This is a genomic window from Paenibacillus sp. JJ1683 (assembly GCF_053006485.1).
On record NZ_CM129820.1, the window covers coordinates 5,087,501 to 5,101,416 of the forward strand.

At 40.9% G+C, this 13,916-nt stretch carries 11 protein-coding genes (1 of these 11 cut by a window edge); all 11 read right to left on the reverse strand.

The window, feature by feature from the left end; translation table 11 throughout:
• Positions 1 to 1,325, reverse strand: partial view of an NAD-dependent DNA ligase LigA gene (ligA, locus tag ACUC6J_RS21990; protein ID WP_447249413.1) — the 5' portion only. It extends 691 nt beyond the left edge of the window; only the first 1,325 of its 2,016 coding nucleotides appear in the window; the start codon lies at positions 1,323 to 1,325; its stop codon lies beyond the left edge, outside the window.
• Between the two features lie 86 nt (positions 1,326 to 1,411).
• Positions 1,412 to 3,736 (reverse strand): DNA helicase PcrA, encoded by a 2,325-nt coding sequence (pcrA, locus tag ACUC6J_RS21995; protein ID WP_123797693.1) that lies wholly within the window; start codon positions 3,734 to 3,736, stop codon positions 1,412 to 1,414.
• Between the two features lie 41 nt (positions 3,737 to 3,777).
• Complete coding sequence (locus ACUC6J_RS22000) at positions 3,778 to 4,488, reverse strand: heptaprenylglyceryl phosphate synthase (RefSeq protein WP_340865704.1); 711 nt, start codon at positions 4,486 to 4,488, stop codon at positions 3,778 to 3,780.
• Between the two features lie 126 nt (positions 4,489 to 4,614).
• The gene (locus ACUC6J_RS22005; RefSeq protein ID WP_447249414.1) at positions 4,615 to 5,487 is read right to left on the reverse strand and encodes a phosphatidylinositol-specific phospholipase C/glycerophosphodiester phosphodiesterase family protein; all 873 of its coding nucleotides are present in this window, start codon (positions 5,485 to 5,487) and stop codon (positions 4,615 to 4,617) included.
• Between the two features lie 135 nt (positions 5,488 to 5,622).
• The gene (locus ACUC6J_RS22010) at positions 5,623 to 7,023 is read right to left on the reverse strand and encodes an undecaprenyl-phosphate glucose phosphotransferase (protein ID WP_016822991.1); all 1,401 of its coding nucleotides are present in this window, start codon (positions 7,021 to 7,023) and stop codon (positions 5,623 to 5,625) included.
• On the reverse strand, positions 7,020 to 7,928 hold the full coding sequence (locus tag ACUC6J_RS22015) for a glycosyltransferase family 2 protein (RefSeq protein ID WP_031462314.1): 909 nt from the start codon (positions 7,926 to 7,928) through the stop codon (positions 7,020 to 7,022). The genes ACUC6J_RS22010 and ACUC6J_RS22015 overlap by 4 nt, the downstream gene beginning before the upstream one ends.
• A gap of 370 nt (positions 7,929 to 8,298) precedes the next feature.
• Positions 8,299 to 8,391, reverse strand: coding sequence for a putative holin-like toxin (locus tag ACUC6J_RS22020; RefSeq protein WP_219727884.1), 93 nt, complete (start codon positions 8,389 to 8,391; stop codon positions 8,299 to 8,301).
• Positions 8,392 to 8,743: 352 nt separating this feature from the next.
• Positions 8,744 to 9,832 (reverse strand): acyltransferase family protein, encoded by a 1,089-nt coding sequence (locus tag ACUC6J_RS22025; protein WP_447249415.1) that lies wholly within the window; start codon positions 9,830 to 9,832, stop codon positions 8,744 to 8,746.
• A gap of 321 nt (positions 9,833 to 10,153) precedes the next feature.
• Entirely contained in the window at positions 10,154 to 11,911 is a 1,758-nt protein-coding gene (locus tag ACUC6J_RS22030) for an acyltransferase family protein (protein WP_447249416.1), read from the reverse strand.
• 82 nt (positions 11,912 to 11,993) lie between these two features.
• Positions 11,994 to 12,863, reverse strand: coding sequence for a dTDP-4-dehydrorhamnose reductase (gene rfbD, locus ACUC6J_RS22035; protein ID WP_447249417.1), 870 nt, complete (start codon positions 12,861 to 12,863; stop codon positions 11,994 to 11,996).
• A gap of 1 nt (position 12,864) precedes the next feature.
• Complete coding sequence (gene rfbB / locus ACUC6J_RS22040) at positions 12,865 to 13,884, reverse strand: dTDP-glucose 4,6-dehydratase (RefSeq protein WP_341040135.1); 1,020 nt, start codon at positions 13,882 to 13,884, stop codon at positions 12,865 to 12,867.
• Positions 13,885 to 13,916: the final 32 nt, after the last annotated feature.

Here is a 13,916-nt window from a genome sequence, read left to right on the forward strand (position 1 = left end):
GCAAAATGAGAAATGCGGGCTACAATTTGGGGTTTACAACCTAACTTATTGTCACAAAATAAATGAGCGCCTCGCTGCTGCAGCGGAAACCCACAAGCTGGACAATGATCTGGAACCACAATTTCCTCTCCATCGTTCTCAGATGTTACTTTTCCCAAAATCTCAGGAATAACATCGTTTGAGCGACGAATAAACACACGTGCCCCCAAAGCAAACTTCAGGTTTTTACGCTCGATGTCACCAGCATTGTTCAGCGTACAATTTTGTACAGTGACTCCCGCCAGCTCTACCGGTTCTACCCTAGCCAGTGGAGTGATCTTCCCGGTTCTTCCTACATTCCACTCGACCGAGTTAAGGACCGTAGTCGTTTCCTCTGCTTCGAACTTATAGGCCACCGCCCAGCGTGGGAATTTATCAGTATATCCGAGAACCTCACGTGTGCGCATATCTGTAATTTTCAATACTGCCCCATCAATAAGATAGTCCAATCCCGCACGGGATTCTTCAATCTCAATCAGTTGCTCCATTACATCATCAAAATTATCAAAGTAAGTCAGGTATGGGTTCACCTTGAAATGATTTTCACGCAGGAAGGCCATCATCTCCTGGTGGCTGTTAAACTGGATACCGTCTGCATATCCCACGTTGTAGAAAAATGCATTCAGTCGGCGTTCTGCTGTCACTTTGGGATTCAAGTTGCGCAAAGCACCAGCTGCGGCGTTGCGTGCATTTTTAAGTGGGTCCGCGGCAGTCTCATTATATTTGGACAGTACAGAAAGATTCATGATTCCTTCTCCCTGCACTTCAATTGTTCCATTTCGAAAAGGAATTGTAAGTGGAACGGATTTAATCGTCTTGACCTGTGCCAGTATCCCCTCACCTACCACACCATTACCACGTGTGGAAGCCTGCACCAGTTGTCCATCCGTGTATGTCAGGTTCAGCGTCAGTCCATCAAATTTTAGTTCTATCGCATAGCCGGGGGATGGCAAAGGTTGCTCTGGGTTCTTGGTATTATAATCATTGACTAGCTTCACGACACGCGCATTCCATGCACGCAGCTGCTCCATATTCTGAGCTTTATCAAGGCTCCATAATGGAGCGAGATGGCGATGCGGTGTGAAGCCCTTGAGGATCTCCCCGCCCACACGCTGTGTTGGCGAATCCGGCAGTACAAGACCGCTTGTCTGTTCAAGAGCTACCAGTTCGTCATAAAGCACATCATATTCTTTGTCGCTGATCTGGGGATCATCCAATGTATAGTAGTGATAGTTATATGTGTTCAGTTCAGCAACAAGCTGCTCCATCCTGTGCATTGGGTTCATGCAGGCGTATCCCTCCGGGAACTTCATTAGGGCAGAGGCCTTAGCCAAGCTGCCCTATGAGGTTCGAGATTTAATAATATTTAAGATTATTCTACTTTTGTAATCGGTGCAAAGCCAGCTAACAGTCGTTTAACCCCTACTGGAGCCGGGAAAGCAATCTGAAGCTCCATATCATTGCCCGTTCCTTTTACAGCTACAATGGTTCCAATTCCCCACTTGCCATGCTGTACCTTGTCTCCGGCAGCAAAAATGGATGCCCCCCCTGTCGAAACAGACGGAGTTGGTTTTGCAGGTGAGGAAGTGGTCACTGTTACGCGGGGCGACGCGGAAGCAGACGAGCCACTACGGCTCATCGTATCAAACGAGCGCTCTCCACCAAAGTTGCTGCCACTGCTTTTGCCCAGTCCGCGACCACCATAAGATCCGCCTACATTGCCTGAACGACGGTAACGATCACGCTTGATGACCGTATCCTCTTTTAACTCATCCGGAATCTCTTCGAGAAAGCGGGAAGGCGGGTTAGCTGTGGTACGTCCAAACAGAGTGCGCATCTGAGCGCATGTGAGGAACAACTGCTCCTCAGCACGGGTAATCCCGACATACGCCAATCTACGCTCTTCCTCCAGCTCTTCATTATCCAAAAAGGCCCTGCTGTGAGGGAATACCCCTTCCTCCATACCAACGATAAATACGATAGGAAACTCCAGTCCTTTGGCGCTATGCATGGTCATTAATACAACCGCATCACTCTGCTCCTCTTCATCGTCATTCATGGAATCAATATCGGCAATGAGAGCAAGATCAGTCAGGAAGGAGACAAGCGACTTGTCTTCCGTCCCTTTTTCAAATTCCATAGTTACCGACAGAAACTCATCAATATTCTCCAAACGCGAGCGTGACTCGAGTGTATTCTCGTTTTGTAGTTCCAATCGATATTGGGTGGTTTCCAGCATTTTTTCGGTCAACTCAGTAACTGACAGGTAATCCACCATCCGACTTAAACCTTCAATCATATCGTAAAACTCTACAAGCGCATTGCGCGTGCGTCCAGCAAAGCCCAAATCATCAACCACTTGAAGCACACGGAAAATCGAAACCCCACGTTCCGCCGCGGCTGCCTGTAATTTGCCAACCGTTGTGTCGCCGATGCTTCGTTTGGGTACATTAATGATTCGGATCAGGCTGATATCGTCGTCAGGATTGGACAGTAGGCGAAGATACGCCAGCAAATCCTTAATCTCTTTACGATCATAGAACTTGATTCCGCCCACGATTTGGTAAGGGATATCCGATTTGATCAAAATTTCCTCGACCACCCGAGACTGGGCATTCGTACGGTACAAAATGGCATGATGGCTATAGGTTTTGCCCGCCTTAATATTCTTATGAATTTCTGAGGCGATAAAATAGCCTTCGTCATGCTCGGAGTCAGCACGATAAACCTTAATCTTGGCGCCGCCTTCTTTGTCGGTCCATAGTTTTTTTGGCTTGCGGCCTGTGTTTTGGCCAATGACTTCGTTAGCTGCATTAAGAATATTTGAAGTTGAGCGATAATTCTGCTCCAGCAAAATCGTGCGTGCTTCCGGGTAATCCTCTTCAAAGTTCAAAATGTTGCTAATATCCGCACCCCGCCACCGATAGATAGATTGGTCGCTGTCACCTACAACACATAGCCGATGATGCTTGTCAGCCAGCATTTTGCACAGCATGTACTGCGCGCGGTTCGTATCCTGATATTCATCAACATGAATGTATTGAAATTTCTTCTGGTAGAAATCAAGTACCTCGGGCACTTCTTTAAAGAGCTGAATCGTTGCCATAATCAAATCATCAAAATCAAGAGAGTTGTTGTTTCTGAGCCGTTGTTGGTACTTGGTATATACCTTCGCCACAATTCCTTCAAAATAATCGCCAATCTTGCGCTCATACATTTCGGGAGTGACCAGTTCATTTTTAGCCGTACTCATCATAGACTGAACCGCTTTGGGTTCAAACTTTTTGGTATCTATATTCAGGTCCTTCATACAGCTTCGGATGACAGACAATTGATCCGTAGAATCCAAGATGCTGAAATTGGAGGTAAATCCGATCCGCTCGATATCCCGGCGTAAAATACGCACACACATGGAGTGAAAGGTGGATACCCACACATCTTTCCCCTGCGGACCAATCAGCTTAGATACGCGATCCTGCATTTCACGCGCGGCCTTGTTCGTAAAGGTAATCGCCAAAATCCCCCATGGAGCCGTCTTGCGGGTCGCAATGAGGTAAGCTATTCGGTGCGTGAGCACCCGTGTCTTACCACTGCCTGCGCCAGCCATAATTAGCAGAGGACCATCTACCGCCTCCACGGCCTGACGCTGAGGCTGATTAAGGCGAGCTACCGCCTCGTGTATATCTATTGATTGCATGCGTGCATGCTCCTTTCCCTAAGCTTTCATATATTCACGCTCTATACTTCCAATTTCACAGCTATCGTCTCCAACGCTTTCGCCAAATCACGATAAATAATGTTTCCTACTACAATGGTGTCACAAACAGCTGCTGCTTGTAACGCGGTAGTTTTATCCACGATCCCTCCTCCGTATAAAACACGAGATCGCTCCGTACCGCGATGTATTTGTTGTACCAGTTCCATATCTCCAAAGACACCGCTATATTCCACATATACAATCGGTAGATGCATAAGCTTGTCAGCAATCTGTGCATATGAAGCGGCAGCAGAAGCACTCAGCGAAGTTTCCGCACTAGTAAGCTTAGCGACGGTGGAATCACCGTTCAAAACAATATATCCTTCCGTCACAAGCAAATCCCAAGGGATCATATAACCAAATTGCTCAATCGCACGTTGGTGCTGCCCCATAATCCAATTACTGTCAGCGGTATTCAGCACCATGGGAATCATATATAGATCAAACCCCGGCACCACAGCTTCCAGATCGGATACCTCAAGCACACACGGCACCTCATAACGCCGAACCCGCGACAGCAAATCCACCGTATTTTCATAGGTTACGCCTGATGAACCTCCCACCATAATAGCGTCTGTACCAGACATACACACGGCATCAAGCGCCTCATCATTCAGTTCCTTGTCAGGATCAAGCTTAAATACATGCCTCCATGATTGAATTGAATCTGCCAACACACATTCCTCCAGCATCCATTGCTTTTGTCATCATCCAGACGAGCCGAATTCCAATATCCAAAAGCGTTCTATGCTAAGTCTATGACAGTGCTTAAAAGGTGTCAATGTTCGTATCAAATGGGAACACCGAGTTCAGACAGCTCATGGTCTCAGCGCATACAACCAACTGCGTCTACGAAGTTCTTTTTCCGTTAAAACGTCAGTATAAAAACCTCTTACACCCATCTGTTCGTACTCAGTGGCGTCCTTCAACTCGTTAATCGTATTTACGTAGCACACTGCCCCTGCCTGACGCAAACTTTCCACTAAGGCACCACTCACGCGATTTTCTGGTAAAGTTACTGCTGTTATATCATGCTGTTGGACAAATTGAATGATCTGGTCATCCGTGTCTTCTGTAGCATATAGCGTATAAATGATGGATGTATAAGGATAGATACTCCGCAACGTTTGCAACATTTCTCCATTATAAATTTGAGGGACAATACGAGACAGAAGTTCGGGATTTTTCTCCTGAGCCTGATGGGTCAGTTGTGCAAATAACTGTTTGATTTGGGCAGGGTCCTGCTCTTTCGTATCGGTCACAATATAGGCATCCGGGTAGTTTTCCAATAAATCCAATACATCCTTCCAATCAAGTGGAGTATAAGAACCGTGTATGGGGGTGTTTTTAAACTGATGATAGCTCCAAGGCTTTCCGCCCTGCTCTGTAGCAACTGCGTATTCCTGTTGCATTTGTTTGGTAAAGGATTCTGTCCATTCATGGCGCGCCACCAAATGTCCATCCGAAGTAAACATCAGGTCGACCTCGAATACACGGCTACCTTTTTTGTAATTTTCCACAAACGCTTCACGCGCATTGGTATAGGCCAAACCATCAACGGCTCCCATGGCATGCGAAATCACACGGTGTGTGGTAAAGCCAGTATGTTCTTCAGTAGATTGTCCTTTGTAAGCCAGTAAAAATGTACCGATTATCATTAAAAGAATAACTGCAGCAATCACTCGTTTCATAGGGTGTCACATCCTTTTCGTACAGGTCAATACCCTACATACACCTACTCAAAACAGCCCTATATCAGTTGAACTAAAAAATCAGCTATATAGACACAAAAACACCCTCCGGCTAAGCCGAAGGGTGACTCTGGATTAATATGCGTTTTTGAAACCATTGCGAATCGTGCGAAAAATAATTTTAATATCGAATAAGAGCGACCAGTTCTCAATATAGAAGATGTCATGCTTAATCCGTTCCTCAATAGATGTATCTCCGCGCAAACCGTTACTCTGTGCCCAGCCTGTAATTCCAGGACGAACATGATGCTTCACCATGTATTTTGGAATTTCCTCACGGAACTGATCCACATAATAGGGCCGTTCCGGACGTGGGCCAACGACGCTCATATCACCCAACAGTACGTTGAAAAACTGTGGCAGCTCGTCGAGGCTTGTTTTACGAATAAACGTACCAAAACGTGTGCGTCTTGGGTCATTAGCAGTCGTCCAGCCCGTATCTTCTGTTCCAGGCGGCAGTACCTTCATGGAGCGAAATTTGTACATCCGGAAGGTGCGACGGTTCAAGCCTACTCGCTCCTGCTTAAAAATAATGGGGCCTCTCGACGTGACCTTCACACCAATCGCCACAGCTAGCATAATCGGAGAGGTCAGAATAATCGCAAATAAAGAAAATAAAATATCGAACAGACGCTTAAACAATCGATTCCCTGCTACATCCAGTGGAATATCCCGTACATTAATCATCGGCATACCTGCAAAGTTGTCAAAGTAAGGTCGTGCCGGCAAATAATCAAAGAAATCGGGAATAATAAGCGTGCGCACTCCAGCCTTTTCACACATGTTGATAATCTTGGGATACTTATCATGAGCATCCAGCGGCAGCGCCAGAATGACCTCATCAATCATCAGGCGCGACAGCGTTGCCTCCAACTGATCTAATCCTCCAAGAATCGGGCGAAAATGTGCCTCTTCCTCTTCACTCCAATGCCGTTTATCATCTAGAAATCCCACTACTTCATAGCCTAAATCAGGATACTGTCCAAGATTATGATAAAATCGTTGGCCCAAAGAACCCGCTCCAAGAATGAGCATGAATTGCTTATTGTATCCTTTTTGACGGAGGACTTTAAGAACTTGCTTCAAAAAATATCGATAAAACAAAATAATCAGTACATTACCAATCATATAGATCGCCAGGTAGGACCGCGAAATGTCGATTTGCTTCACGAAGAACATCACACTCAACAACACAAACAAGCCCACAATATGAATCTGTGTGACGCGAAACACGTCATCTGCAAACCTCTTTTTGCGTTTTGGTGAATAGAGCGAGAATAACATTCCCAGTACTACGGCAATCAGACCGTATATTAAGCTCCACCCTCCATATACTTGAATAGGAAGTGGCTCTTTATAAGTGATCCATTCACTTTCAAATTTGAAAAACCAAGCGATCAGAAAGGATAACTGAATGACCGCGAAATCCGCCACAATATATAATTGGGTTAAAAAACGCTGATTTCTGCGTATCATGCTTTCACCTCAGTACGAGATTGTTCTCCGCCGTCCGGCTTAACCGGTGCAGACAACTTATTTTTAAGAAAAGCCATTCCAAACTTCACCGTAATTCCCGCATATACAGCCATGTTGGTGAACCAGCTGTACTGCTGCTTATAATGCTTTCGATGGAATACCCACATAGCTCTATGAAACTCATAAATAATTTTCAAAGGACGACGGCGAGCGCTGCCTCCTTTGATATGAATAATATATGTGTGTGGGTAGTAGTAAATGCCCCAACCAGCTTGTTTAATCCGGTAACACCAGTCTATATCCTCACCATACATAAAAAAGGTTTCGTCCAATCCGCCAACCTGGTCAATCGTCTCCCGACGCACCAGCATAAAAGCCCCTACCAGCACATCTACAGGATACTCATCATCCGGGCTTAGATGCCCAAGCTGATATTGGTTGTACTTTGGGTTATCCGGGTAACGCTTCGACCAACCGAAAGCATAGTAAAAAGACGCAGACGGCGTTGGAAACCCTCGCTTACAAGCCTTGTCTAGCGAGCCATCTGGCAGGATGACCTTACAGCCCGATGCCCCCATCTCCGGGTGCGTATCCATAAATTGAATCATTGTATCCAGCGTATCCGGCTGCACCAACGTATCGGAGTTCAACAGCAATACATAACGCCCGCTAGCTACTTCCATGCCCTGGTTGTTCGCCTTGGCAAACCCTGTATTATCCTTATTGGCTATCAACATAATTTCCGGGTATGCAGCACGAATAGCCTCAACAGACCCGTCACTGGAGTGATTATCGATAACAATCACTTCATATCGATACTGCGTCTTTGACGCATACACCGACTGCAAACAATCCAGCGTCAATCGACATGTATTATAGTTGACGACCAGTATGCTTACATCCATATTTAAAACGCTCCTGACAAATTCAGTAATCTATTCTACTATCGCCTATTATAGCATACCGTGCAGACCACGGGGCGCAAAAAAGCACATAACTTGTAACCTTGCATAGTTAGTAGAATTTCGCAAAATTCGATTCCAACTGCTCCAAAGTGCAAATATAGACAAACGAAACCATTTGGAACTATATATTGTTCATTGGAAGTCGATTATTAGATTTTTGTAAAATCCTCGGTTGAGGTCTAAATTTCATCGTGGTAAGATATACATGGAAAAAGGGCTGGTGCCAGCCAGCCCCGCGCAACCAACGCTCCAAGAGCGGACGGTTTTGGAACAATCAGGCCGAAAATAGACCCTTCCTTGCGGGGGCGGTCTATTTTCGTTTGTTAAACTCTAACAGTGTGACGATTAACGCCCCGAACGTCAGCATTAAACTGAGCGCCTCAAACACTGTCACAGGCTTCACCCCCCTCCTCGGGAGAGTTAGCCGACCGCCCTTGTCAGCTCTATCGGTTGCACGTTTCAATTATACTATATATTTCCAAAAAAGAACACGCATTCGATGGGTTTTTAGTGAATTAAAGGTACTATGTGCATTAAACCTAATTTCGTTAACAATCTTTCAAATTTGTTCATCTTTTTGTAATACAGCGGGTGCTGTTACATAAAAGCCTGTTTCATTCGCTAAAGATCATTTAACAGTTAGTAGCCAAATAGCCCCTTCTCCATTTTATGAAGAAGGGGCTGGCCTATTTAAAGAATCTCAGTAATTATCCTGACTATCACGGTCGCTTGTCTTTCACTTTCGTCCTAAAGCCTCATTTTTTGGAAGGAACATACTTATCTCTTAATTTTAAAAAAGGAATTTCAATACAATAGTACAAAACAGTTGAAATTATAAGTGTTAAAATAAGAGAACAAAATAATAATAAAAATTTTACTACTATTGAATTATGGGATTCAAGCACAACAGACGAGAATTTAAATATAGGAAAATGCACTAGATATATAGAGTAACTTATTTTGCTTAAAAGTGTAATTGCCTTTCTAAAAACACTGGAACTAGTCCTATTTAATTTACTCTGTTCAAAATAAGCTATAATAACAGCACATGAAAGAGAAACGACAAAAAATAAAAAAGTTCTGCTATAAAACGAATTATTTATAATATTCCGGGTAATACCATCATAGACATATTGCATTCCAAAGTAATATAAGATAATTAGACTTGCTATTAGGTATATCTTGCCTCGAGCAACCTTTGTATAAAACTTTACCCAATAAAATTTTATATTGGCTAATAACACACCAATTAATAGGCTATCCAGCCTAATCGGTATTTGTTTTCTTACTCCTTGATCCCAAGATGGATCGTAATTAATGACGTAAACAATTCTCAATATATTAAAAAATAACAAAATAAAAATACTGGAAAATATCAAAACTTTTTTATTTGAATTACTTAGCTTAGAAATAAACAAAAAGACTATTGGACATAACAAGTAAAACCACTCTTCTATAGAAAGGCTCCATGAAACAGGAAAAAATAATAGCTTCCCCGCTTCAAAATTTTGTAAAAACAACATCGTTTCTAGGTTAAATTGACTTGAATCTAAGATGTATAAAATAAGAATAACGAAATAATATACAGGAATAGTTCTCAACCATCTTCTTACATAAAAGTTAGGGAGAGAGTTCCAACTTCCACTATGAAATATGTCTCTTATTAGAATCGAACCAATTAAAAAGCCACTTAAAACAAAGAATATTTCTACTCCTAAGTAACCGAATACATATAAGATTCCTAGTACATTATAATCCAGAAAAAACCAAGATAGACTATGACATATTAAAACCATTAAAATAGCCGTGACCCTTGATATATCTAAACCAAAATTCCTATTCATTAACTCTAACCTACCTAGCTTCATCAATTGTTGTCAAAATTAAAGTCAATGACCGGATCTCCCCAATTAGAAATTATATTAATACTATGATGAATTACTACCCTATCGTAAAGTTCTGCACAGAAATACTAGCATAGACTATAGAGTTGAAGTGACAAGAATGTACAATTTCACCCTACTAATTAATCTCATATTGACACTTCCTCTGAAGATTTCTTCGGCATTCCGAGTAAAGTTAACATTCAAACCATTCAAAAACAGAGCACATATTGAAATAAAAATTTAGTGGTTATAAAAGAAAAAAGAGGCGTAACCCAGCGCCTATCTCCTAATAAATTCAATTAAAACCTTAGTAAACAAGGAAAGTATGAAAAATAAAAGGACGCCCATTGCAATTCTAACAAAGCTGAAATTTCCCTCAATATTATCCCCAAATCCAGTTTTCAATACGGGGACGATGTAAGGATCACTTGAATTTGAATTTAGCCGGATTCCCTGATCAGTCGTATCCATATTCTTCATTTGATTGATTTGTGAATTATCAATCATATTTATTACTCTTTTAGTATTTGATTTTATTAACCTAACAGGGCCTAAATAAACCTGGCCTGGGTAGGAACCAAAATCAACTCGGAATCTTTCAATATGTGAGACTGGTAACTGAATAACTATTTTTTGAAAATTTTCATTACTATATACCTTTTGAAGTACTGAATTCCTTTCGTCAAACTCCGCTAGCTTTGTTGTATAGTAAATTTGCATATCTATTTCCTTTGATATTTTTGCATATAATTCTAATTTTATGCTATTATCCTTATAAAAATTAGGAAATAAGAATACAGATATTAAAATAATAATCACCGATATGATAAATTTAATCACTATTTGCTTGTAATTATACTTTATCTTATGGATAAGCTTACGAAGTGTAACAGAAATGAGAAGGAGATCAATAAAACCATCTTTAGCTTCTTCTTTAAAAAAGTTTCTGTACATATAATTTGAAAAAGAAACGCTTTTTTTATCTATCCATTTAGCATAAATAACAGATATAAAGAAAATGATTGGAATAGATATACTTATAGTAAAGACAAAACACCAAACATATGGAATTTCACGTTCCAAAAGGAGGTAATAAAAGACATTTTTTGAAAAGTAAAAAATAATCGCATTGTGTATAAGATACATAGAGAAGGATATTTCCCCAATAAAGTTCATAAATTTCGAAGAGAATATCGTTTTTAATGTGGATGAATTAAGCACGACTAAAAGGATAATAAATGCACCTATCGAATGATAAAATGAGTCGGCACCCTCTAACTTACTAAAGAAAGCATAGATTGTGTCATTCAACTTAATTGAATTATCCATTTTTTCTAATTGGTTAGGATAAGAACCTAAAAGCAATGCTAAGATAAGAAGTGTCCACTTTAAAAGTCTATTCTCAATTACACCTAATTTACTAGTATTGTTGTAATGAAAATCACATAATAATAAACCAAGTACAAAACCCAAATAGTATGTTTTCCAGAATAAGAGAATAAATAAGAAATAAAAAAAGATTCGGTTCCTGCTTTTCCCGAACAGTGCACAGAATAAAAATACAATAAAAGAGCCCATAAATTCAAAACTCATCGTCCACAAAACTACATTATAATTGGCAGTGTGAGAAAAAAAACTACCAATAAAACCTTCGTATAGAGCCTTGTAAATATTGGGTTCATCCTTTTCAAACATCCTGAAGCAAAAATAAAAGATCAACACTGAGAAAATCACCGGAATTACTAATCTAAAATATCTTTTTATAGCACTTTCTGTAACTGCACTTAAATCCTTTGTCTTAAAAAACTTAATACTTAATACAAAACCACTTAATACAAAGAAAATACAAACAGCAAAATTCCCATTGTACAAAACATTCAGGGGAGTGCTCACAAAAAGCAATTCTGATTTTGCTGGAGTGTTAATGTTGTTTAGGGTCCCATATATTGACGAGGGATAAAAAGTCCCTAAAAAATGAAATATTACCACGACAAATGCTGCAAATCCACGTAGTCCTTCTAAATACTTTAACTTCATAACTCCCCCTGAAAGTTTAAACAGTATATTCTGTGTTGTATATTCTTTATCTCTAAATCATTGCAATTTACAATGTTTACCTCTAAAATGCAATTAACTCCTTTAAAAATTGTTGCAATCCTTCTCTCCAAGGACGTAAATCGGTTAAACCATTAGCACGGATGCTCATATGATCTAATACAGAATTAAATGGGCGCGGGGCAGGCCTTGGGAACTGCTGGGTAGTGCAGGGTTCTAACTTTGAGGTCATTTTAATGCCTAGTATGTCTTCTGCATCCTTGAATATTGCCTGTGTAAACTCATACCATGAACATGATCCTTTATTTGAAGCATGATACACTCCGTATTTTTCAGTCTTAATTATTTCATTTAGAAAATCCACAAGATCTACCGTATATGTCGGACTGCCTATTTGATCATTCACAACCTGAAGCATAGGCTTCTCCCGCCCCAGTTCTAACATAGTCTTTACAAAATTGCTGCCGTTAATTCCGTACACCCATGAAGTCCTTACAATAAAATAGCGAGAAGATAACGATTGAACTAGTATTTCTCCCGCTCTTTTTGATTTACCATAAACAGTTTGGGGATTGGTATTGTCATATTCTTGATAAGGGAGCTTTGAAAAACCATCAAATACATAATCAGTGCTGATATATACTAACTTTGCTCCCACTTTTTCTGCAGCCAAGGCCATATTGCGGGTTCCGTATGCATTTATTTTATATGCTTTATCAATATCATTTTCTGCAGCATCCACTGCAGTGTACGCAGCACAGTGAATTATTACGTCTGGTTGATAATTCTTCGAAATTCCTATGGCCTGCTCCAAATTAGTAATGTCCAGCTTCTCTCGGTCACACGGCAAGACATCGTAAGCCTGCTGCTTTTGGAAAAACTCACAAACTTGACTACCTAATTGACCAGCTGCTCCCGTAACAAGGACCTTCATATTAAATGTCCTCCAGCCTATGCCCATATTGTTTTTTATAATATTCTTGATAAGCTCCCGATTGGATACGTGTCCACCAATCTTTGTTCTCCAGATACCAACGAATTGTTTCTTTAATTCCCGTTTCAAAAGAATGCTTAGGCTTCCAGCCGAGTTGATTCATCGTTTTGTTTGGGTCTATACCGTAGCGACGATCATGACCAAGACGATCTTCTACATAGCTAATAAGTGATTCCGGCTTACCGAGTTCCTCAAGCACGGTCTTGACAATGTGAATATTGGTTCGTTCATTATTGCCTCCGATATTATACACTTCACCTAATTCACCCTGATGAATAACCAGATCAATTGCACTACAATGATCTTCTACGTAGAGCCAGTCCCGAATATTCATTCCATCGCCATAGATTGGAAGCTGTTGTCCGTTCAATGCACGCGAAATCATTAGTGGTATCAACTTTTCTGGAAATTGATAAGGTCCATAATTGTTCGAACACCGTGTAATATTAACAGGCAGACCGAAGGTCTCATGATACGCACGAACAAGCAAATCACCGCCAGCTTTAGATGCTGAATACGGGCTATTAGGCTGAAGAGGAGTTTCTTCTGTAAATAAACCTGTTTCTCCGAGAGAACCATATACTTCATCTGTTGAAACCTGCACGAACTTAGAAACTCCATACTTTTTGGCAGCCTCCAGAAGCACTTGTGTCCCTACTACGTTTGTTTTCACAAAAATATCAGGTTCCAAAATACTACGGTCCACATGTGATTCAGCAGCAAAGTTAACAACAATATCGATTCCCTGCTGCATTAACCGGTCCATTGCATGTACATCAGTTATATCTGCCTTCACAAAAGTATGATTTTGATTTTTTTCGATTGATTTGAGATTCTCAAGATTCCCCGCATATGTTAGAGCATCTACATTTACTATATGATAATGTGGATATTGCTTCAGCATATACATAACAAAGTTACTACCAATAAATCCAGCTCCGCCAGTGACAAGAAGTTTCATAAAAACCCTCCAATTTTAATTTCCCTTAAATT